19 protein-coding genes and 1 riboswitch are annotated in these 22,479 nt (G+C 69.5%); of the genes, 13 read left to right on the forward strand and 6 right to left on the reverse strand.

Features of this window, described 5'->3' with window-relative positions:
* Positions 1-103: 103 nt before the first annotated feature.
* The 11 genes from BUQ68_RS08735 to BUQ68_RS08785 all read left to right on the forward strand — a co-directional run bounded on the left by BUQ68_RS08735 (position 104) and on the right by BUQ68_RS08785 (position 13,248).
* The gene (locus BUQ68_RS08735) at positions 104-790 is read left to right on the forward strand and encodes an HAD-IA family hydrolase (RefSeq protein ID WP_075215580.1); all 687 of its coding nucleotides are present in this window, start codon (positions 104-106) and stop codon (positions 788-790) included.
* A 3-nt stretch (positions 791-793) separates the two neighbouring features.
* A complete protein-coding gene (locus tag BUQ68_RS08740; protein ID WP_075215581.1) occupies positions 794-1,567 on the forward strand; it encodes an ATP12 family chaperone protein in 774 nt (257 codons plus the stop codon).
* 131 nt (positions 1,568-1,698) lie between these two features.
* Entirely contained in the window at positions 1,699-2,577 is an 879-nt protein-coding gene (locus tag BUQ68_RS08745; protein WP_075215582.1) for a dienelactone hydrolase family protein, read from the forward strand.
* Between the two features lie 303 nt (positions 2,578-2,880).
* The gene (locus BUQ68_RS08750) at positions 2,881-4,551 is read left to right on the forward strand and encodes an NAD(P)H-dependent oxidoreductase subunit E (protein WP_075215821.1); all 1,671 of its coding nucleotides are present in this window, start codon (positions 2,881-2,883) and stop codon (positions 4,549-4,551) included.
* Positions 4,548-7,319 (forward strand): formate dehydrogenase subunit alpha, encoded by a 2,772-nt coding sequence (fdhF, locus tag BUQ68_RS08755; protein ID WP_075215583.1) that lies wholly within the window; start codon positions 4,548-4,550, stop codon positions 7,317-7,319. Before BUQ68_RS08750 ends, fdhF begins: the two co-directional genes overlap by 4 nt.
* A 152-nt stretch (positions 7,320-7,471) precedes the next feature.
* Complete coding sequence (locus BUQ68_RS08760; RefSeq protein ID WP_075215584.1) at positions 7,472-9,163, forward strand: EAL domain-containing protein; 1,692 nt, start codon at positions 7,472-7,474, stop codon at positions 9,161-9,163.
* 70 nt (positions 9,164-9,233) lie between these two features.
* Positions 9,234-10,154, forward strand: a complete 921-nt coding sequence (locus BUQ68_RS08765) for a DMT family transporter (protein ID WP_245293203.1) — start codon at positions 9,234-9,236, stop codon at positions 10,152-10,154.
* 293 nt (positions 10,155-10,447) lie between these two features.
* Positions 10,448-10,544, forward strand: a riboswitch (TPP riboswitch).
* 46 nt (positions 10,545-10,590) lie between these two features.
* Entirely contained in the window at positions 10,591-11,610 is a 1,020-nt protein-coding gene (locus BUQ68_RS08770) for an FAD-dependent oxidoreductase (protein WP_075215585.1), read from the forward strand.
* The gene (gene thiS / locus BUQ68_RS08775; RefSeq protein ID WP_075215586.1) at positions 11,595-11,792 is read left to right on the forward strand and encodes a sulfur carrier protein ThiS; all 198 of its coding nucleotides are present in this window, start codon (positions 11,595-11,597) and stop codon (positions 11,790-11,792) included. Before BUQ68_RS08770 ends, thiS begins: the two co-directional genes overlap by 16 nt.
* 4 nt (positions 11,793-11,796) lie before the next feature.
* A complete protein-coding gene (locus BUQ68_RS08780; RefSeq protein WP_075215587.1) occupies positions 11,797-12,582 on the forward strand; it encodes a thiazole synthase in 786 nt (261 codons plus the stop codon).
* Positions 12,583-12,603: 21 nt separating this feature from the next.
* Positions 12,604-13,248, forward strand: coding sequence for a thiamine phosphate synthase (locus BUQ68_RS08785; RefSeq protein WP_075215588.1), 645 nt, complete (start codon positions 12,604-12,606; stop codon positions 13,246-13,248).
* Here BUQ68_RS08785 and BUQ68_RS08790 read toward each other — a convergent pair.
* The gene (locus BUQ68_RS08790; protein ID WP_075215589.1) at positions 13,235-13,471 is read right to left on the reverse strand and encodes an Lrp/AsnC ligand binding domain-containing protein; all 237 of its coding nucleotides are present in this window, start codon (positions 13,469-13,471) and stop codon (positions 13,235-13,237) included. The two genes, BUQ68_RS08785 and BUQ68_RS08790, sit on opposite strands and share 14 nt — an antisense overlap.
* 112 nt (positions 13,472-13,583) lie before the next feature.
* Here BUQ68_RS08790 and thiD point away from each other — a divergent pair, with 112 nt between their 5' ends.
* On the forward strand, positions 13,584-14,402 hold the full coding sequence (gene thiD / locus BUQ68_RS08795) for a bifunctional hydroxymethylpyrimidine kinase/phosphomethylpyrimidine kinase (RefSeq protein ID WP_075215590.1): 819 nt from the start codon (positions 13,584-13,586) through the stop codon (positions 14,400-14,402).
* Positions 14,403-14,743: 341 nt separating this feature from the next.
* Positions 14,744-16,021, forward strand: a complete 1,278-nt coding sequence (locus BUQ68_RS08800; protein WP_075215591.1) for an OmpP1/FadL family transporter — start codon at positions 14,744-14,746, stop codon at positions 16,019-16,021.
* Positions 16,022-16,384: 363 nt separating this feature from the next.
* On the opposite strand, the gene BUQ68_RS08805 is transcribed toward BUQ68_RS08800, so the two are convergent.
* The 5 genes from BUQ68_RS08805 to BUQ68_RS08825 form a co-directional block, all read right to left on the reverse strand.
* Positions 16,385-18,685 (reverse strand): xanthine dehydrogenase family protein molybdopterin-binding subunit, encoded by a 2,301-nt coding sequence (locus tag BUQ68_RS08805; RefSeq protein ID WP_075215592.1) that lies wholly within the window; start codon positions 18,683-18,685, stop codon positions 16,385-16,387.
* Between the two features lie 220 nt (positions 18,686-18,905).
* Positions 18,906-19,940: a phytanoyl-CoA dioxygenase family protein gene (locus BUQ68_RS08810; protein ID WP_075215593.1), complete on the reverse strand. Its 1,035-nt coding sequence runs from the start codon at positions 19,938-19,940 to the stop codon at positions 18,906-18,908.
* A 128-nt stretch (positions 19,941-20,068) separates the two neighbouring features.
* The gene (gene edd / locus BUQ68_RS08815) at positions 20,069-21,889 is read right to left on the reverse strand and encodes a phosphogluconate dehydratase (RefSeq protein WP_075215594.1); all 1,821 of its coding nucleotides are present in this window, start codon (positions 21,887-21,889) and stop codon (positions 20,069-20,071) included.
* Between the two features lie 27 nt (positions 21,890-21,916).
* A complete protein-coding gene (locus BUQ68_RS08820; protein WP_075215595.1) occupies positions 21,917-22,180 on the reverse strand; it encodes a CopG family antitoxin in 264 nt (87 codons plus the stop codon).
* A complete protein-coding gene (locus BUQ68_RS08825) occupies positions 22,149-22,454 on the reverse strand; it encodes a BrnT family toxin (RefSeq protein ID WP_075215596.1) in 306 nt (101 codons plus the stop codon). Before BUQ68_RS08825 ends, BUQ68_RS08820 begins: the two co-directional genes overlap by 32 nt.
* Positions 22,455-22,479 lie beyond the last annotated feature (25 nt).

Here is a 22,479-nt window from a genome sequence, read left to right on the forward strand (position 1 = left end):
TTGAACCCGCGTCAGGATGGCGTCTCGGCCGCCCCGGCTCAACCCCGGCCGTCGCCGCAGGCGCCGCTCGACAGGCGGGCTTCGGAACGCTAGGTGATCCGCCATGACTTCCAACGCCCCCAAACTGGTGCTGTTCGACTGCGACGGCACCCTCGTCGACAGCCAGGTGATGATCGTCGCCGCCATGACGCAGGCGTTCCAGACCGCCGGTCTGGTGCCGCCGTCGCGCGAGGCGGTGCTCTCCATCGTCGGCCTCTCGCTGCCGATCGCCATTGCCCGGCTCCTCGCCGAGCACCCGGATCTGCCGGTCGACCCGGTGGTGGAGGCCTACAAGGCGGCCTTCTTCTCGCTCCGCCAGAGCCTTCAGCACCACGAGCCGCTGTTCCCGCACGCCCGCACGGTGATCGAGGATCTCGCCGCCCGCCCGGACACCCTCCTCGGCGTGGTCACCGGCAAGTCCCGCCGCGGGCTCGACGCCATCCTGGCGCTGCACGGCCTCGCCGGTCATTTCGTCGTCCTGCGCACCGCCGACGACGCGCCGTCGAAGCCGGATCCCACCATGGTGCTCGACGCCATGGCGGCGGTCGGCGGCCACCCGTCCGCGACGCTGGTGATCGGCGACACCACCTACGACATCGAGATGGCCCAGGCCGCCGGCGCCCGCTCGATCGGCGTCTCGTGGGGCTATCACCCGGCTGCCGCGTTGACGGCGGCGGGGGCCCTGACGGTGATCGACGATTTCCGGCGGCTGCCGGACCTCGTCACCGACCTCTTCGCTCAAGGAGGCTAATCCATGCCGGATCTCTTCGACGACCTCGCCGGCCCGACCGACGCCGACCGCGACCGCGCAGCCACCGAACGGCGGGCCAACGCGCGGGAGCTGCCGAAGCGCTTCTACAACGAGGCCGCCGCGGCGCCGGAGGGTGACGGCTTCGCGGTGCTCCTCGACGGCCGGCCGGTGAAGACGCCCGCCCGCAAGGGCCTGGTGCTGCCGACGGAGGCGCTCGCCGCCGCCGTCGCGCGCGAATGGGCAGACCAGGGCACCCATGTGGACCCCGGCACCATGCATCTGACCCGCCTTGTCAACTCGGCCATCGACGGGGTCGCGGACCAGATCGACGCGGTCGCCGACGACATCGCCCGCTATGCAGGGTCCGACCTCCTCTTCTACCGCGCCGATGGTCCGGAGCGGCTGACCGCCCGGCAGACCGTGCTCTGGGATCCGGTGGTCGCCTGGGCCGAGCATCGCTTCGCCGTCCGCTTCCGCCTCGCCGAGGGCGTCATGCCGGTCGAGCAGGACGAGGCCGTAGTGGCTTCCGTCCGGGCCGCCATGCCGCGCGATCCGTTCGTGCTCGCCGGCCTTCACGCCATGACCACGCTGATGGGCTCGGTGCTCCTCGCCGTCGCGGTGCTGGAGCGGCGGGTCACGCCGCAGGAGGCCTGGGACGCCGCCCACGTGGACGAGGACTGGAACGTGGAGCTCTGGGGCGAGGACGACGAGGCCGCCACGCGCCGGGCCTACCGCCGCGCCGAACTGAACGCCGCCGCCCGTCTCGCCGGCCTCTGACCGCCGGCCCATCCAGGCGTCGCGACGCCGGAGAGCCGATCCCGGGCGCCTGATCAAACTCCCGTGACCCCCGGTTCGTCGTCATGGATTTTCTGCAATGTGACGGCGGGGGAAACCAAAGGGAGTCCGACATGGCCGAGCGCGTCACCATCACGCAGGAAATGATCCGCCTTTACGACGAGTACACCCACCTCACCCTCGACCGCCGGGGCTTCCTGGAGAAGCTGACCAAGGCCGCCGGGTCCACCGCCGCCGCCGTCGCTGCCGTGCCGCTCCTGGAGGCCAATCAGGCGCGTGCCGCCATGGTGGCCGCCGACGACGCGCGCCTCGTCAGCGAGCGGGTCGACTGGGCGGGCGGGTCCGGCCAGATGAGCGGGCTCCTCGTGCGCCCGGCCGGCGTGACGGAGGCGCTTCCCGCCGTCATCGTCATCCACGAGAACCGCGGCCTCAACGCCCATATCGAGGACGTCACCCGGCGCATGGCGCTGGAAGGCTTCATGGCGCTTGCGCCCGACTTCCTGGCGCCGGTCGGCGGCACCCCGTCGGACGAGGACCGTGCGCGCGAGATGATCGGCGCCCTCGATCCGGCGGCGACGCTAGAGAACGCCGTCCAGACGGTGGTCTACCTGGAGGGCAGGGCGGATTCCACGGCGGCGGTCGGCGCCATCGGCTTCTGCTGGGGTGGCGGCATGGTGAACCAGCTCGCCACCGCATCGGAACGGCTCCGGGCGGGTGTCGCCTACTACGGCCGCACCCCGGACGCTGCTGCGGTGCCGAACATCAAGGCGCGGATGATGCTGCACTACGCCGGTCTCGACGAGCGCATCAACCAGGGCATCGACGCCTATCGGGCCGCACTGGAAGCCGCCGAGGTCGACCACGTGATCCACGTCTATGACGGCGTCAACCACGCCTTCAACAACGACACGTCAGCGGCCCGCTACGACAAGGCGGCGGCCGACCTCGCCTGGAGCCGGACGATCGACTTTCTGAAGACAAGCCTCGCTTGAATTCAGGGAAGATTAACAGTTCGCGAAAACCGGAGCGGCCGTGTTCATCACGGCCGCTCCGTTTTTGTTTTCAAGTCCCCATAGCGACGGTTTCACTAGAAAAGCACGCCATGGTGCAGTGCAAACAAAGAGAAATGCTATCGCAACATAGGCAATCTCAATGAGATCATTCGGAATATCGGTCCGGGTGACAGTTCGTCCGCTTGTGCAGGTGCACCATTTCGGTGTTACTCTCCGGCGCAACAAGCAAGCATGTGACCGAGGCCAGCCTTGACCGTCAAATTCGCCGAAAAGTCGCGCCCCATGATCCGCGACGTGGCATCACCGAAGGGACGTCAGGTCGACGACGTTTCGATTGCCGAAGTCCGGCAGCTCCTGGGTGATGCGCCGCGTCGGCGCGATCTCCTGATCGAGCACCTGCACAAGATCCAGGACCACTACGGCTGCCTGCACGCCCGTCATCTGCGCGCGCTCGCCGAGGAGATGCGCCTCGCCCAGGCGGAGGTCTACGAGGTCGCGAGCTTCTACCACCACTTCGACATCGTGAAGGAAGGCGACGCCTCGCCCGCGCCGATCACCGTGCGCGTCTGCGACAGCCTCTCCTGCATGATGGCCGGCGCCGAACAGGTGATCGCCGCCCTGCAGGACCGCGTCGATCCGGCGGCCGTCCGCGTGGTGCGCGCGCCCTGCATCGGCCGCTGCGCCGAAGCGCCGGCGGCCATCGTCGGCCGCAACGCGGTCGGTCACGTCACCCCCGATGGTATCGGCGGGCTCCTTGCCGAGGGCCGCACCGCGCCGGAACTGCCCGCCTACGTGGATTTCGGCACCTATCGGGCGGCCGGCGGCTACCAGCTCCTGGAAAGCTGCCTGAGGGGCGAGCGCACGCCGGACGAGATCATCGGCCTCCTGTCGGATTCAGGCCTGCGCGGCCTTGGCGGCGCCGGCTTCCCGTCGGGCCGCAAATGGTCGATCGTGAAGGGCTATCCGGGTCCGCGCCTGATGTCGATCAACGGCGACGAGGGCGAGCCCGGCACCTTCAAGGACCGCTTCCATCTCGAGCGCGACCCGCACCGCATGATCGAGGGCGCGCTGATCGCCGCCTGGGCGGTCGGCTGCGAGCGCATCTACATGTATATGCGCGACGAGTACCCGACCGTGCTCGAAATCCTCGCCCGCGAGTTCGCGGCGGTGACGGCGGCGGGGCTTGCCGACCACACCGGCCTGGAACTGCGCCGCGGCGCCGGCGCCTACATCTGCGGCGAAGAGAGCGCCATGCTCGAATCGATCGAGGGCAAGCGCGGCCTGCCGCGCCACCGGCCGCCCTACATCGCCGAGGTGGGTCTCTTCGGCCGTCCGACCCTCAACCACAATGTGGAAACCCTCTTCTGGGTGCGCGACATCGTGGAGAAGGGCGTCGACTGGTTCTCCAGTCAGGGCCTCCACGGGTCCAAGGGCTTCCGCTCCTGGTCGGTGTCCGGCCGGGTGAAGGAGCCGGGCGTCAAGATCGCGCCCGCCGGCATCACCATGCACCAGCTCATCGACGACTATTGCGGCGGCATGGCCGAGGGTCACACCTTCAAGGCCTACCTGCCGGGCGGTGCGTCCGGCGGCATCCTGCCGGCCAAGCTCGGCGACGTGCCGCTCGACTTCGGCGGCGGTCTGGCCGGCCACGGCGCCTTCGTCGGCAGCCACGCGGTCGTGGTGCTGTCCGACCAGGACAACATCAAGGACGTCGCCCTCAACCTCATCGACTTCTTCAAGCACGAGAGCTGCGGCCAGTGCACGCCCTGCCGCTCCGGCACGGAGAAGCTCGTGTCCCTCCTGAAGTCCCGCCACCATGACGAGAACGCCATGGTCGACGTGATGCAGGTCATGCGGGACGCCTCCATCTGCGGCCTCGGCCAGGCGGCGCCCAATCCCGTGAATCATCTCCTCACCTTCTTTCACGACGACCTCGCCAAGGTGAAGTCATGACCGACACCGTTTCGTTCAAGCTCGATGGCCGCGATGTGGTGGCCGAGCCCGGTGAAACGATCTGGCAGGTGGCGCAGCGGTGCGGCACCGAGATCCCGCACCTCTGCTACTCCCCGGCGCCCGGCTATCGGCCCGACGGCAACTGCCGCGCCTGCATGGTGGACATCAAGGGCGAGCGCGTGCTCGCGGCCTCCTGCATCCGCACCCCGACGCCCGGCATGGAGGTCTCCACGGAGTCCCACCGCGCCGTGAAGGCGCGCGAGATGGTGTTCGAGATGCTGGCGACCGACCAGCCGCCGAAGGAGGAGGCGCCGGACCCGATGTCGAGCTTCTGGTCCTGGGCGGACCGGATGGACATCGAGATCGGCCGGCTCCCCAAGAAGGAGCACGGCACCCACGACATCTCCCACCCGGCGATGGCGGTGAACCTCGACGCCTGCATCTCCTGCGGCCTTTGCGTGCGTGCCTGCCGCGAGGTCCAGGTGAACGACGTCATCGGCATGGGCTATCGCGGCGGCCACGCCGTCCCGGTGTTCGACTTCGACGACCCGATGGGCAACTCCTCGTGCGTCGCCTGTGGCGAGTGCGTCCAGGCCTGCCCGACCGGCGCGCTCTTCGAGAAGAGCCTGATGGACGCCGCCGGCAAGAAGCGCACCGTGGTGCCCGACCGCACCGTCGACAGCGTCTGCCCCTATTGCGGCGTCGGCTGCCTGACCAAGGTGTCCGTCAAGGACGACAAGATCGTCCAGGTGGACGGCCGCGACGGCCCGGCCAACGAGAACCGGCTCTGCGTGAAGGGCCGCTTCGGCTACGACTACATCTTCCATCCGCACCGCCTCACCGTGCCGCTGATCCGCAAGGAGGGCGTGGCCAAGGACGCCCACATCCACATGGATCCGGGCAACCCGTGGGAGGTTTTCCGCGAGGCGACCTGGGAGGAGGCCCTTGACGTCGCCGCCCGCGGCCTTGCCACCGTGCGCGACCGGGATGGCGGCAACGCGCTGGCCGGCTTCGGCTCGGCCAAGGGCTCCAACGAGGAGGCCTATCTCTTCCAGAAACTCGTGCGACAGGGCTTCGGCACCAACAACGTGGACCACTGCACCCGCCTCTGCCACGCCTCGTCGGTGGCCGCCCTCATCGAGGGCATCGGCTCCGGCGCGGTGACGGCGCCGTTCACGGCCGCCGACACGTCGGACTGCATCATCGTCATCGGCGCCCGTCCGGAGCAGAACCACCCGGTCGCCGCCACCTACCTGAAGCAGGCCGCCAAGCGCGGTGCCAAGCTGATCGTCATGGATCCGCGCGGCCAGGGCCTGATGCGGCACGCCGCCTACGGCCTGAAGTTCACGCCGGGCCGCGACGTGGCGCTCCTCAACGCCATGATCCACACGATCATCGAAGAAGGCCTCACCGACGCCCAGTACATCCAGGCGAACGTCGACGGCTTCGAGTCCCTGAAGAAGAAGATCAAGGACTTCTCGCCCGAGGAGATGGAAAAGGTCTGCGGCATCCCGGCGGACACCATCCGCGAGGTGGCGCGCACCTACGCCAAGGCCGAACGCTCCATCATCTTCTGGGGCATGGGCGTTTCCCAGCACGTGCACGGCACGGACAACACCCGCTGCCTGATCGCGCTCGCCCTCATCACCGGCCACGTGGGCCGCGAGGGCACGGGCCTCCATCCGCTGCGCGGCCAGAACAACGTGCAGGGCGCCTCCGACGCCGGCCTCATCCCGATGATGTTCCCGGATTACAAGCTCGTCTCTGACGAGACCGTCCGCCTCGGCTTCGAGGATCTCTGGGGCCGTCCGCTCGACCAGAACCGCGGCCTGACGGTCGTGGAGATCATGGACGCCATCCACGACGGCAAGATCAAGGGCATGTACGTGCAGGGCGAGAATCCGGCCATGTCGGATCCGGACCAGCACCACGCCCGCGCGGCCCTCGCCATGCTGGAACACCTCGTCGTGCAGGACATCTTCCTGACCGAGACCGCCTGGCACGCCGACGTGGTTCTGCCCGCCTCCGCCCACGGCGAGAAGCTCGGCACCTACACCAACACCAACCGTCAGGTGCAGATTGGCCGGCAGGTGGTGCCGCCGCCGGGCAACGCGCGCCAGGACCTCGACCTCATCATGGAGATCGCCAACCGCCTCGGCTGCGGCTGGACCTACGGCTCCGTCGCTGAGGTGTTCAACGAGATGGCCTCGGTGATGCCGTCGCTGGACAACATCACCTGGGAGCGCATCGAGCGCGAAGGCTCCGTGACGTACCCGGCCGACGCGCCGGACAAGCCGGGCAACGAGATCATCTTCGGCGACGGCTTCCCCACCGCCGACGGCCGCGCCCGCATCGTGCCGACCGACCTCGTGCCGCCCGCCGAACTGCCCGACGCGGACTTCCCGCTGGTGCTCACCACCGGCCGTCTGCTGGAACACTGGCACACCGGGGCGATGACCCGACGCGCCGGCATCCTCGACGGCCAGGAGGGCGTGGAGATCGTCTGCATGCACCCGCGCGACATCGGCCGCATGGGCCTCACCGCTGGCGAGCGGGTCGCGGTGGAAACACGCCGCGGCCGGGTGGAGCCGATTCTCCGCGCCGACCGGGACGTGACCGAAGGCATGATCTTCATGCCCTTCTGCTTCACCGAGGCGCCGGCCAACTTCCTCACCAACCCGCAGCTCGACCCCTTCGGGAAGATTCCGGAGTTCAAGTTCTGCGCGGCCCGCGTGGGGCGGCTCGAACTGCAGGCCGCCGCCGAATAAGGCTGCTGTCGTAAACCATCCTGGGGATCCAGGCTTCAGGCGGCGGGGCTTTCAGTCCCGCCGCCTTCGTTTTGAACCGTTCACCATCTTTTTAAGCGTCATATTGTTAAATGTACTGAATACTAGGTCGGAAATCGCAATGGAGAGGCAGCATGGCTCCCACCGACCTGACCTTCAGCCTTGGCGCCGGAGGCCCCCAGACCCACCGGCCGCCCGCGGCGACCAGCCGGCGCGGAGCCCTTGAAGCGCCGGCCATCTTCCTCGGCTCCGCCGTCCTGGCGACCACCACCCTGATGCTCGACGGCGGCGCGATCGTGGCGCCCTATCTCGACCAGCTCGGCGTCGGACCCGTGGACAGCAGGCTCCTCGGCGCCGGCATCCTGGCCGCCGGCGTCGTCCTTGCGGCGATCCGGATCCGCACCCGGTCGCGCCGGGCCTTGCCGCCGCCGATGCTCGCGCCGGTCGCCCGCGGCGACCTCGACCACTCACGGCGCGATCCGGTCACCGGGCTCTTCAACCGCCGCCATCTCGCCGATTTCCTCGCCCAGCGGATCCTCCGCATGGAGGATCACGGCGGCACGCTGGCGCTCCTCCTTGTGACGCTGCCCGCGTCCGATCGCGCGGACGGACCCGATCCGGAGACCGAGCGGGCCGCCGCCCGCCAGCTCGGCGCCGTCGTGGCGGACGACAGCATGCTCGCCCGCCTCGGTCCCTCCCGTTTCGCCGTCGTGATCGACCGCGACGCGGACCTCGACCGCGGCCTCGCCGTCGGCCGAGCCATCCTGGCCGACTTCGGCACCGATCGCGCGTCCCAGCCGGTCGCCGTCGCACTCGCCCTCTACCCGGACCACGCCCGCTCGTCCGACGACCTGATCCGCCTTGCCGAGGAGGCTGTCGCCCTGCCGGTCCCCACGGACGACGGCCGGCCGCATCCCGGCGTCCGCCTGCCGGACCGGCTGCCCTTCACCCGCATCACCCCCCGTCAGCGCGCCTTCCGCGACGCCCTGTCGGACCGGGAGATCGGCAACGCCTACCGGCCGCTCTTTTCCCTGCGCACGCTCGACCTGCCCCTGTTCGAGGCCGTCCCGGTCTGGGAGAGCGCCGAAGAGGGCGCGCTGACGCCGGCCGAGATCCTGGCCCTTGCGGCCGACGCCAAACGGGTCCCGGACCTCTGGGCGCGCATGCTGGACGAGGCGTGTCGCGACCTCGCGGGCTGGACGGCGGAGACGTCTGTCCTTCTCGACCTGCCGGACCCGCTCATCGCCGTGGCGGACTGGACGGCCACCGCCCCCGACGACCCCGCCGCCGCGTCCGCCGGTCCGGTCGGGCTGCCCGCCGTCATGGCGGCGGCTGCGGCGCGGGCCGGCATCGCCACCGACCGGCTGGTGATCGGGCTCGGGGAGGACGGCGTCGCCGCCGATCCGCGCCGGGCGGATGCCGTCGCGGCGGCATTCCGGGCCGAGGGCTTCCGCCTCTGCCTGACGCGCTTCGGCGGCGGCGACTGTGGACCGCGCCAGATCGCCCGCCTGCCGGTCGCCTACGCGCGCCTCGACGCCGCCCTGTTCGACGCCGCCCGCCAGTCGGAGGCGGACGCGCGCGCCGCCGCCGCGGTTGTCGCGCTCGGCCGAAGCCTCGGTGCCGAGATCATCGCCGACGGCCTTGGCGATGCCGCCGACGTGACGCTCGCCGAGCGTCTCGGCTGCACCATGGGGCAGGGGGATTTCATCGCCCCGCCCGTCTCGGGCCGCGATGTGCCGGCGTTGCAGCGGGCGGCGGTGATCGGCGATCCGCCGGAAACCGAAGTGAACATCGTCCGCGAGCGCGTTGAAAACGAGCGGAAATGACGCTTTTCGCGGCTTGCATGCTCCGGCCGGACGTGGTCTGTCCACGAGACCTGCCGGAGTTTCCCGCCCCGTGTCCGACACCGCCAAAGGCGTCCTGTTGAAGGTGCTGTCGACCGTCGCGTTCGCCGTGATGGTCGTGCTCATCAAGCTGGTTTCCGACCGCGTGCCGCCGGGCGAGGTGCTGTTCGCCCGGGCTTTCTTCGGCACCCTGCCGGTGCTGGTCATGCTGCTGTGGGCCGGCGAACTCCGGGCGTCGCTGCGCACCAGCCAGCCGCTCGGCCACGTGCGGCGGGCGGTGGTGGGCACCATCTCCATGTTCTGCTGGTTCGCCAGCCTCAGCTACCTGCCCCTGCCGGACGCCACCGCCATCAACTACGCCGGACCGCTGTTCGGCGTCCTCTTCGCCGCGCTCCTGCTGCGCGAGACGGTGCGCATCTACCGCTGGTCGGCGGTGGCGGTCGGCTTCGTCGGGGTGCTCATCGTGCTCTCCGGCCAGCTTGCCGGACACGACGGCGTCGGCCACGACCGCCTGATCGGCGGCCTCCTCGCCCTTTCGTCCGCCGTGTTCGCCGCGCTCGCCATGGTCACCGTCCGCACCCTCACGGCCACTGAGACGACTGGCGCCATCGTCTTCTACTTCTCCTCCTCCGCCGCCATCCTCGCGCTCCTCACCGTGCCGTTCGGCTGGGTCGTGCCGACGCCTTGGGACGCCACGGCCCTCATCATCGCCGGCCTCTGCGGCGGTGTCGGGCAGGTGCTGATGACCCAGGCCTACCGCTTCGCGGAGGCCTCCGCCGTGGCGCCGTTCGACTATGTGAACATGATCTGGATCGTGATTGCCGCCTACTTCGTGTTCGGCGACGTGCCGACCGCCACGGTCTGGCTCGGCTCGGCCATCGTCATCGGGTCGAGCATCTTCGTGGTCCTCCGCGAGCGCCAGCTCGGCATCGAGCGCCGCCGCGACGCCGCCGCCCCCGGCGGCCAGACCTGAGGTTCCTCTCGGCCGACTCCCGCGCACATGGCAACCGCTTGCAGCGCGCGTTTGATCCTTCCCCATAGGGGAAGGTGGCCCGAAGGGCCGGAAGGGGTTGTCTTCGTTTGACTCTGTCGGCAACGGCCGGCGCTCGGCGATAGATGAAAACGCGCTGCTCGACCGAAAAAGACAACCCCGCCCCCGGCCGTCGGCCGGACCCTCCCCTGAGGGGAGGGATCATCTTGATCCCAGTTAGCCGTGACCGCGCTCCCCACCGGTTGACAGGCGCGTCCACCGGTCGCATATGACCGGATAGTGACGAGGGGCGCCGCCTGTCCGGGTGGCTGAGACGAACCCTTAGAACCTGATCCGGGTCATGCCGGCGGAGGGACGTCACCGGACCGGGATTGTCACCCGTGCCGCCCTTCGCCGATCCGCATGACGGCAAGGGACCATGGCGAGCACACGCACCTCCTTCGTCCATCCAACCGTCGACCTCGCCGTGCTCGGCGCGGGCGTGATGGGCCTCGTGACGGCGCTCACCGCCCGACGCGCCGGCCTTTCTGTCGCGGTGTTCGACCGGGCGGCGGACTTCACCGCCGGCGCCGGCTGGCGCTCCGGCGGTATGCTCGCCCCCGAGTGCGAGGCGGAGGTGTCGAGCCCGTCCGTCGTCGCCCTCGGCCGCCGCTCCATGGCGCTCTGGCCGGCGCTCGCCGACGTGGCGCTGAACGGCACCCTGGTGGTCGCGCCGCCGCGCGATCCCGCCGCGCTCGCCCGGTTCGCCCGTGTCACCGCCAGCCACCGCGCGGCGGATGCCGCCGCGGTCGCCGATCTGGAATCGGCGTTCGAGGGCCGCTTCCGTCAGGGGCTCTTCTACCCGACCGAAGGCCACCTGGACCCGCGCGCCACCCTCACAGCGCTGTTGGCGCGCCTCCGGGACGACGGCGTGCCGGTCACCTTCGCCTGGACCGGAACGCCGGAGGATCTTCCCGCCGCGACCCTCGTCGATGCCCGCGGCCTCGGCGCCCGCGACCGTCTGCCGATGCTTCGCGGCGTCAAGGGCGAGATGGCGCTGATCCGCTCCCGCGACGTCACGCTCACCCGGCCGGTGCGGCTCCTCCACCACCGCCATCCGCTCTACGTGGTGCCGCGCGCCGACGGCGTCTTCATGATCGGCGCCACCACGGTCGAAAGCGACGACGGCGACACGGTGTCGGTGCGCTCCGCCGGGGAACTCCTCACCCAGGCCTACGCGTTGCACCCGGCCTTCGGCGAGGCCGACATCTTGGAGTTCAACGCGGGCCTTCGCCCCGCCATGCCGGACAACGAGCCGGTGATCCGCCGCTTTGGCCGTACCCTCGCGGTCAACGGCCTCTACCGCCATGGCTGGCTGCTGGCGCCCGCGCTCGCCGAGACCGTGGTGGCCGTCGCCATCCACGACACCGAACCGGAGGCCGCATGCGCATCGTCCTGAACGGCGAGCCGGTGGACGTCGCCGCCACCGACATCGACTCGCTTCTCACGGCCGAGGGCTTCGACCCCACCCTGGTCGCCACCGCCGTCAACGGCGACTTCGTGCCCCGCGCCCACCGCCGCGACCTCCGCCTATCCGAGGGCGACAGCGTCGAGGTGTTCAGCCCCCGCCAGGGAGGATGACCCGATGGTGACCTTCTACGACCGCACGTTCGAAAGCCGCCTCCTGCTCGGCACCGCCCGCTACCCGTCGCCGGAGGCGCTCCGCCAGGCTGTGCTCCGGTCCGGCGCCGAGATCGTCACCGTGTCGCTCCGCCGGGAGTCCACCGGCGGCGAGAAGGCCGGGCACGCCTTCTGGTCGCTGATCCGCGACCTCGGCGTCGCCGTGCTGCCGAACACCGCCGGCTGCCACGGCGTGCGCGAGGCCATCACCACCGCCCAGATGGCGCGCGAGGTGTTCGGCACGTCCTGGATCAAGCTCGAAGTGGTGGGCGACCCGGAGACGCTGCAGCCCGACCCCTTTGCGCTCGTCGAGGCGACCCGCGCGCTCGTCGCCGACGGATTCCAGGTCTTTCCCTACATGACCGAGGATCTGGTGCTGGCCGAAAAGCTGATGGACGCCGGCTGCCGGGTGCTGATGCCCTGGGGCGCGCCGATCGGCACCGGCAAGGGCCTCAACAACCCCTACGCCCTCGCGCTCCTCCGCCGGCACTTCCCCGAGGCCACCCTGGTGGTGGACGCCGGCATCGGCAAGCCAAGCCACGCGGCGGCGGCCATGGAGCTCGGCTACGACGCCATCCTCCTCAACACCGCCGTCGCCACCGCCGGCGACCCGCCCGCCATGGCGGAGGCCTTCGCCGAGGCGATCCGTGCCGGCCGGCGCGGCCACGAGGCCGGCATGATGGCGGAGACCGACCTTGCCGTCGCCTCCACGCCCGTGTTCGGCGCGCCCTTCTCCCCGTTCTCCGGCTGAGGCCCCGCCTGAAGGATGCCCATGCTCCCGCGCTTCTACCAGATCGTCGACCGGGCCGCCTGGCTGCCCCGCCTTCTCCCCGTCGGGCTGAAACTGGTCCAGCTCCGCGTCAAGGACCTCGCCGGTCCGGCCCTCGACACGGAGATCGCCACGGCGCTCGAAGCCTGTTGGGCCGCCGGCGCCATCCTGATCGTCAACGACCATTGGCGGCAGGCGATCGACGCCAAGGCCGACTGGATCCACCTCGGCCAGGAGGACCTGGCGACGGCGGACCTTGCGGCGATCCGGCGGGCGGGCCTGAAGCTCGGCGTCAGCACCCACAGCCACGAGGAGCTGGAGACGGCGCTTGCCGCCGATCCGGACTATGTGGCGCTCGGCCCCGTCTATCCGACCACCCTGAAGGTGATGCCCTGGGCGCCGCAGGGGCTCGACCGGGTGCGCGAGTGGAAGCGGCTCATCGGCCGCCGGCCGCTCGTCGCCATCGGCGGCCTCACCCTGGAGCGGGCCGAGGGCGTCGCGGCGGCGGGGGCGGACGTGCTCTCCGTCGTCTCCGACGTCCTCGCGAACCCGTCGCCGGAGGCGCGCCTCGCCGCCTGGCTCTCCGCCGCCGACCGGTGGCCGACTGGTCCCGTCACAGACGACGGCGCGGCGCTCAGAACGCCTTGAAGGTGATGATGGTCTTGGTGTCGACGATGCCGTCCACCGGGTGCAGCTTCTCGTTGACGAAGTGGCCGATGTCCACGTCGGCCTCCACGTAGAACTTGGCGAGGAGGTCGTAGTCGCCGGCGGTGGAGTAGATCTCCGACGCGATCTCCCGTTCGGCGATGGCGTTGGCGACCGCGTAGGACTTGCCGAGCTGGCATTTGATGAGAACGAAGAACGGCTTCATCGAGGCCTCGAAACAATGGGGCAGGGCAGGTGGCGCGCAGTCGACCAGAAGCCGGGTCGGCGCGCAAGCATCCCACCCCGTCCCCACGCCGATCCACAGGGAGACCGAACATATGACGGCAATCGCGGTGACAATCGCCGGGTCCGACTCGGGCGGCGGCGCTGGCATCCAGGCGGACCTGAAGACCTTCTCCGCCCTCGGCGTCTACGGGGCGAGCGTCCTCACGGCGCTGACGGCGCAGAACACCCGCGGCGTCTTCGCCATCCACGACGTGCCGCCGGATTTCGTCCGCGCCCAGATGGACGCGGTCTTTTCCGATCTCGCGGTCGACGCCGTCAAGATCGGCATGCTGGCCACCCCCGCCGTCATCGACGCGGTGGCGGCGGGCCTGGAAGCCCACGGCCAGCGACAGGTGGTGCTCGACCCGGTGATGATCGCGGCGAGCGGCGATCCGCTTCTTCGCGACGACGCGGTCGACACCTTGCGCCGCCGCCTGATGCCGCTCGCCCTCCTGGTCACGCCCAACCTGCCGGAAGCCGCCCGCCTCCTCGACGGCCCGATCGCCGAGACCCGCGCCGACATGGCCGCCCAGGCCGCCGCGCTCCTCGCCCTCGGCCCGCGCGCCGTTCTCGTCAAGGGCGGCCACGGCACCGGGGCGGAGAGCGCCGACCTCCTCCTCGACGCCGACGGCCAGCTCTGGTTGACCGCCCCGCGCCACGCCACGACCAACACCCACGGCACCGGCTGCACCCTCTCGTCCGCCATCGCGGCGGAACTTGCCCGCGGACGGCAGCTCCGGGAAGCGGTCGCCGAGGCCAAGGCCTACGTGACGGCCGCGATCCGGGCCGCTGACGATTTGACGGTCGGCCACGGCCACGGACCCGTCCACCATTTCCACGCGTGGTGGGACGCGGGTTCCATCCCTGGATAAGGATCTTTGGCCGAACCTGACGCATGGGAATTTGTGTCGGTTCGGCCACACACTTTCCGAAATGCACGTCTTTCCCGTCCGGACGTCCGAGCCCGACGGCACGCTCCAGACTCATGCGTTTTGTCAAAAGGATCCGCCAAACTGCGGGCGGGTCTCGGAATTCTGATGATCCCGCAGACCAGATATCCTTACGGCAGGCAAGGAGCGCGTGCCGCTAGGGAAGTATTCCAGAGGCCGAATTCACCCAGTTGCCGTGCGCGTCACCGCACCACACAGTGTCCTCAACCGCCGCGGACGAACCGTTCGACGGAGGGTGCAGCAAGACCAGTGGGTGAGGAAAAATGTCTCGACGTGCATGGAAGGCGGGCGTCGCCCTCGCGGCGATCACGGCATCGGTGGGTGGCTCGGTCGGCACGGCCGAAGCCGGGGCGTTCGCTCTTCGCGAGCAGTCGGTCTACAGCCAGGGGGCGAGTTTCGCCGGCGCCGCGGCGCCGGGGGACAGCATCTCCGCCATGTACTGGAACCCGGCGGCAGTCACCACGGCGGTGGGGCTCGTGTTCGAGAGCAACCACAGCTTCATCTCGCCCCACGCCGACTTCGACCAGGACGACCGCACCACACCGCTCCTCAACGCGCTGGTGCCGGGCGACGGCGGCGACCTCGGCATCGACGCCTACCTGCCGTCCTCCTACACCGCCTACCAGCTGAACGAGAGCCTCTATTTCGGCGTGTCCATCAACACGCCCTACGGCCTCGGCACCCACGCGGACCGGCCCTGGATCGGCCAGGTGGATCACCTCCGCGCCAAGGTTCTCACCGTCGATGTGTCGCCGACCATCGGCTACAAGGTGAACGACCAGCTGAGCATCGCCATCGGCGCCCAGATCCAGTATTTCGACGTCAACATCACCCGCGCGCTCTTCCCCACGCCCACCTCGCCGACCGCCAACCTCTCTGGCGACGACATCGGCTTCGGCTTCACGGCGGGCGTGACCTACGAGCCGTTCGACGGCACCACCATCGGCCTCGGCTTCCGCTCCGCCATCGCCCATTCGCTGGAAGGCGAGCTCGTCTCGCCCACCTCGCCGGGCGGCCTGCCGATCACCGCGGACCTCACCTTGCCGGAGACCGTCACCCTCGGCCTCCGCCAGCGCATCAACGACCGCTTCACGCTTCTCGCCGGCATCGAGTGGCAGAACTGGAGCCGCCTCGGCATCGTCGACGTGGAGAACAGCGCCCTCGGCACCGTCACCGAGCTGGACTTCGAGTACAAGGACGGCTGGTTCTTCTCCCTCGGCGGCGAATACGCCTGGAACGAGAACCTGACGCTCCGCACCGGCCTCGGCTACGAGATCTCGCCGGTCACCGACGAGTTCCGCTCTGCGCGTCTGCCCGACGCCAACCGCATCTGGGCCTCGGTCGGCCTCACCTACGAGGTGAACGAGCGGCTCTCCTTCGACGCCGCCTACACCCACCTCTTCGGCGAGGAGTCCGACATCAACCGCACCAGCGCCGTCCCCGGCGGCTTCGGCCTGCCGGCCACCGTCACCTACGCCGGCTCCAGCGAAGCCAGCGCCGACATCCTGTCGGTCTCCCTCCGCTACAAGCTCGGCGGCTGACGGCGGTCGAACGGTACGCGCCCAATTTCTCGCCTCAGGGGAGGGCCAAGCTCCGCCGGCTGCGAAGCCGACCGAGGTCGAATGAAGTGCCCAATCCCTCCCCTTAGAGCGCTTTCCGACCTGACGGAATCGTCAGGTCGACAAGAAATCGCTCCAGATTCAAAAGCCTGGAGCATTCTCTCATCGATCAAGTCGTGCAACTTGATCGGAGAATGCTCTAGGGGAGGGTCCGGTCGTAGGCCGGGGGAAGGTTGTGTTTTTTCCCCGCCCCCCGCGCATTTTCGTTCAGAAGAAAGGCAGCCCCTTCCGGCCCTTCGGGCTACCTTCGCCTGAGGGGAAGGAATAAACCAGCGCCTCCCCGCCTCACCCGTTGATCGCCGCCCACAGCCGTGCCGGCGTCGCGGGCATGTCCACGTGGCGGATGCCCTTGCCGAAGTCGAGCGCGTCCACCACCGCGTTCATCACCGCCGGCGTGGCGCCGATCGTCCCGGCCTCGCCGGCGCCCTTGATGCCGAGCATGTTCGTCGCGGAGGGCACGTTCCGCGTTTCGAAGTGGAAGCCCGGCACGTCGTCTGCGCGCGGCATGGTGTAGTCCAGGAAGGACGCGGTCAGCAGCTGGCCGGTCTCGTCGTAGACCGTGTGCTCGTGCAGCGCCTGACCGATCGACTGCACCACGCCGCCGTGCACCTGGCCGGCGAGAAGCATCGGGTTCACCGTCACCCCGAAGTCGTCCACGATCGTATAGCGCAGGATGGCCGTGACCCCGGTGTCCGGGTCCACCTCCACCTCGCAGATGTGGGTGCCGTTCGGATAGGTGCACTCGTCCTGGACGAAGTTGCCGTGCGCCTTCAGCTTCTCCGGATCGGGCGCCGAGGCGGCGATGTCGGCGAGCGTCAGCGTCTTGTCGGTGCCCACCACCCGCACGTGCCCGTCCACCAGCTCCAGGTCGGCCTTGGAGGCCTCCAGTCGGTCGGCCGCCAGCTCCTTGATCTGCTCGACGAGCGCCTTGGAGGCGATGTCCACGGACGCCGCACCGAGCGGGATGGAGCGCGAGCCGCCCGTTCCGCCGCCCTTGGCCACCCGGTCGGTGTCGCCCTGCACGGTCTCGATCGCTTCCAGCGTCAGACCGAGGGCGGCGGCGATGATCTGCCCGTAGGCGGTCGCGTGGCCCTGGCCGTTGGTCTGGGTGCCGATGAAGAGCGTCACCGTCCCGTCGGTGTTCAGCACCACGTTGGCCTCCTCCGATCCGGGGAAGGCGCAGGCCTCGATGTAGGTGGCGATGCCGAGCCCGCGCCACTTGCCCGCCGCCTTGGCGGCGTCGCGCCGGGCCGGGAAGCCGGCACTGTCGGCCACGTCCAGGGCGCGCGTCAGGTGCCCGTCGAACTCGCCGGTGTCGTAGAGCCGGCCGGTTTGAGTGCGATAGGGCATCTGCGCCGGCGTGATGAAGTTGCGTCGCCGGATCTCCACCGGCCCGAGGCCGGTCTCGCGCCCGGCAAGGTCCATCAGCCGCTCCAGGAGGTAGGCGGCCTCCGGCCGGCCCGCACCCCGGTAGGCGTCCGTCGGCGTCGTGTGGGTGTAAACGCCCTTCACCACCGCGTGGAGCGCCGGCACATGGTAGACGCCGGTCGACATGGTGGCGCCCACCCAGGGGATGAACGGCCCGTACTGGTGGAGGTAGGCGCCCATGGCGGCGACGAGGTCCACCGAGAGCGCCTGGATGCGCCCGTCCCCGTCGAGCGCCAGCCGGCCCGTCACCACGTTGTCGCGGCCATGGGCATCGATCTGGAAATGCTCCGTGCGGTCGGACACCCACCGCACCGGCCGGCCGAAATCCTTGGCGGCCTTAATGATCAGCGGATACTCGCCATAGACGAAGGCCTTGGTGCCGAAGCCGCCGCCGACGTCCGGCGTCACCACGCGGATGCGGTCGCGGTCGACGCCGAGGATGTCCTTGGCGAGAAGGTCGCGCACCCCGTGGCCGCCCTGCGTGCCGGTGGTCAGCGTCCACCGGCCGGTCGCCGCGTCATACTCGGCAAGGCCGGCGCGCGGCTCCATGTAGTTGCAGACGATGCGGTTGTTGACGAGCGAAAGCTCCACCACCCGGGCGGCGCCGGCGAAGGCCGCCTCGGCGGCGTCCTTGTCGCCGAACCCGAAGGTGAAGGCGAGGTTGCTGCCGTGCTCCGGCCAGACCAGCGGCGTCTGCGGATCGAGCGCGCGGCCGGTCTCCACCGCAGCCGGGCGCCCGTCATAGTCGACCGCAATCAGTTCGGATGCCTCGCGGGCCGCGGCCGCCGTCTCGGCGAACACCACGGCGATCGCCTCGCCCACGTGGCGCACCACGTCGCGCGCAAGGATCGGATGGTCCGGAATCCAGAACTCCGATCCGTCCGCCTGCCGCGGCCGGGCCTTGGTGGGCATCAGGCCGAGGTCGTCGATGTCGTCGATGGTCCACACCGCCACGACGCCGGGCGCCGCCCGCGCGTCATCGAGGCCGGAGAGGCTGAAGGCCGCGTGCGCCATGGCGGACCGCACCACCACCATGTGGGCGGTGCCGGCCGGCAGGATGTCCGCCGTATAGCGACCATGCCCGGTGATGAGGGCCGCGTCCTCCCGTCGGCGCACAGGGGCGCCGATCCCGAATTTACGGTTCGCGATCTCGTTCATGTCCTGAAAGCCTTCCCGGCGCACGATAAGCGTTTGCCCTGACTATAGCGGCCGCACCGCAAGAGGCCAGGGGGCGTTGCGATGCCGCGCGTGCGAACGCATCGCTTTCTGCCGATGGTCGGTCAGGCTCCGACCCTCCGACCCTGCTCCTGAAGATCGGACGCGTCCGATCTTCAGGAGCGTCACGGCCTGACCGCCCGGCGCCCGTTCAAGTCTGGAGTCAGACATGCGGCGGGCTGTCGACGAGCACGGTCCCGACGTCCTTCCAGACGCCGCCGTGTTTCAACCAGCGGCGCTTCAGCGCCCGATAGCCGAGGAAGATGTCCACTTGCCGGCGCGCGATGCCGGGCAGGGAGGTGAAGCCGGGTCCCGCCCACGGCGAGAAGGGGTTCTGCCGCAGGTGCCCGTGCAGTTCCATCCTGAGGGTCGGCCTGTCGCTGGGGGTTCGGGCGTGGAAGCCGAACGTGTCCGCCACCACCAGCGTGTTGGCTTTCACCACCACCTTCCGCGGCGGCGGCAGGCGCATGGCCGCCAGTTCGTCCGGCCGCACCCGGAACGAGCCGTGCGCGTGGTGGCTGCGCGGGTCGTCTCGCGCGGTGAGGCTCATCCGGTACTCCCACTCCAGCCGTTCCGGCGTCAGCCGGTGCGAGCCCGGCACGTACATGAACGGCCCGTCGTCCTCGCCCACATCCTGCAGGAAGAGCCAGAGCTTGGCGGTCGGGTGGAAGGTGTCGGCGTGGAGATCGGTCTGCGGGTCCGGATCATGCCGGTTCGGCTCCGCGATGACGGTCTGGAGAAACCAGGCCGGGAAACCCCCGGTGGAGGCGGCATATTGGGCGACGGCGCGGATCCGGCGGTCGTCGATCACCGCCGCGGCGCCTGGCAGATCCGCCAGCACCCGCGGGCCGACCGGCGTCATCCGTGTCACCGTCTGCCCCTGGCGCATCTCGTGCGCGGGGAGGGGGCGGGAGCGGAGGGTTGCCACCATCCGCCTGAACACCGCGTCCGGCAGGACGTTCTCCAGGATCACGAATCCGTCCCGGTCGAACGCCGCCTTCAGGTCCGGGTCCACCCGGGGCGCCAGGATGGCGCGCCGGCGTTCAGCCGCCCGCCAGGCGAGGCTGATCCGGTTGCGGTGGAGCCCGCGCGCGTTCAGCTCCGGATCGCCGATCAGCGGATTCTTCAGAAAGGACTTGGTGCCGCCGGCGATGCCGGCCGCCCACAACGGCGTCTTGAGCCAATCGATCGCGCGCATTCGAGTATCACCGTCCCGGATGCATGCCCCCGGCGGGAACGCTAGCGCGCGATCTTTCGTATGGTCAATACTTCATATGTGGGCCTCAGATTGCGATGGAGCGCCGGTCGCGACCGGCGCCCGCCCGCTCAGAGCCCGAGGGCGCTCGCCCCGTCCTCGGCCCGGCCGACCACCCGGCGGAAGGACGCGAACAGGTCGCGGCCGATGCCCCATTCGTTGTCGGCGAGATCCTCCGTCACCGCCGTGCGGGCCTCCCACTCGGCGGCGTCCACCAGCGCCTCCAGGGTGCCGGCGATCCCGTCCACCCGGATGAGGTCGCCGTCCCGCACCTTGGCGATCGGCCCACCGTCCACCGCCTCGGGCGAGACGTGGATGGCGGCCGGCACCTTGCCGGAGGCGCCGGACATGCGCCCATCGGTGACGAGCGCCACCCGGTAGCCGCGGTCCTGCAACAGGCCGAGGGTCGGCGTCAGCTTGTGGAGTTCCGGCATGCCGTTGGCCTTCGGGCCCTGGAAGCGGATCACGGCCACGAAGTCGCGCTCCAGTTCGCCGCGCTTGAAGGCGGCCAGCATGGCGTCCTGGCTGTGGAACACCACGGCAGGGGCCTCCACCACCTGCCGCTCCGGCTTCACCGCCGAGGTCTTGATCACCGACTTGCCGAGATTGCCCTTCAGCACCTTCAGGCCGCCGCTCGCCTGGAAGGGGTTGGAGGCGGGCCGCAGCACCTTCTCGTCGGCGCTCGCCGCCGCCGTGTCCGTCCACTCCACCGTGCCGGCCTCGGTCAGCTTCGGCTCCACCGTATAGCCGGAGAGGGGAGTGCCCCAGACCGTCTTCACATCGTCGTGGAGCAGCCCCTCGTCGAGGAGCGTGCGGATCAGGAATCCCATGCCGCCAGCCGCATGGAAGTGGTTCACATCGGCGAGGCCGTTCGGGTAGACGCGGGCGACCAAGGGCGTTGCGTCGGAAAGGTCCGAGAAGTCGTCCCAGGTCAGGTGGATCCCGGCGGCGCGGGCCATGGCGACCAGATGCATGGTGTGGTTGGTCGACCCGCCGGTGGCGTGCAGGCCGACGACGCCGTTGACGATCGCCTTCTCGTCGATCACCTGACCGACCGGCGTGAATTCGTTGCCGGATCCGGCGATCGCCAGGGCCCGCTTGGCCGCCTCCTTGGTGAGCGCGTCACGAAGCGGCGTGTTCGGATTGACGAAGGTGGCGCCCGGCAGGTGCAGGCCCATGATCTCCATCAGCATCTGGTTGGAGTTGGCGGTGCCGTAGAAGGTGCAGGTGCCCGGCCCGTGGTAGGAGGCGCTCTCCGATTCCAGCAGCTCCTTCCGGCCCACCTTGCCTTCCGCGTAGAGCTGGCGGATGCGCGCCTTCTCGTCGTTCGGCAGGCCCGTGGTCATCGGGCCGCCCGGCACGAACACGGCTGGCAGATGGCCGAACGAGAGAGCGCCGATCACGAGGCCCGGCACGATCTTGTCGCAGATGCCGAGATAGACCGCCGCGTCGAACATGTCGTGGCTGAGCGCGACTGCGGTGGACATGGCGATCACATCGCGGGAGAAGAGCGACAGTTCCATGCCGATCTGGCCTTGGGTGACGCCGTCGCACATGGCCGGCACCCCGCCCGCCACCTGCGCCACCGCGCCGACCTCGCGGGCGGCCGAGCGGATGATCTCCGGATAGGTTTCGTAGGGCTGATGGGCCGACAACATGTCGTTGTAGGCGGTTACAATGCCCAGATTGGGCGCTACATCGCCCTTTAAAGCGTCCTTGTCGCCGGGGCCGCAGGCGGCGAAACCGTGCGCAAGGTTGCCGCACGCCAGCCGATTGCGCCTCGGCCCCTTCTCCGCCTGCTTCAACAGGCGCTCCAGATAACGCTGGCGGGTCTCGTAGGAGCGCTTCTCGATGCGCTCCGTCACGTCACCGATGCGGGCTTGAATGGTCATGGCGAGGCTCCGGGGGACGGGGGGAAGTCAGGGTTTGCGGGTGGGGGCAGTTACGGCCTGCTCCAGCGCCTGACGTATGAAGCGCTGATAGGGAATGCCTTCCCGCCGTGCCTTTTCCTTGACGGCGTTCAGCAGGGATTCCGGCAGCCGCATGTTCACGCGGGCGTCCTTGGTTTCGAATTCGAAACCGGCCGTGCGAAAGGAACCGAAGTCGAACGCGGAGAGATCCGCGGTTTCGACGAACCGCTCGGCGTCCTCATCACTCTGGAAGACCGGAAATGGCTTCTTCATAGGACTCGATTTCCTTGCGATGCATGTATCGGGCGCTGATCGGGCGAATGAGCAGTCGACCGTCCAGGGAACGCAACGTGAAAACGACGAAGATGAACTTGCCTTCCCCGGTCTGCCCGACGCCGATGAAGCGCGTTTCCGGCGCTTGCCGTCCGGCATCCTTGACCACTACACGGTCAAGCAGGAAAACCTCTTCGACCTCGTCCCGGTAGACCCCGTGCTTCTCGCACTTGGCCCGGTTTCCCTTGTCCCAGTCGAACCCGCCGATCCGCATCGACTATCCCGTCTGTATGTACAAA

This window comes from Mongoliimonas terrestris (assembly GCF_001927285.1).
GTDB classification, from domain to species: domain Bacteria; phylum Pseudomonadota; class Alphaproteobacteria; order Rhizobiales; family Pleomorphomonadaceae; genus Chthonobacter; species Chthonobacter terrestris.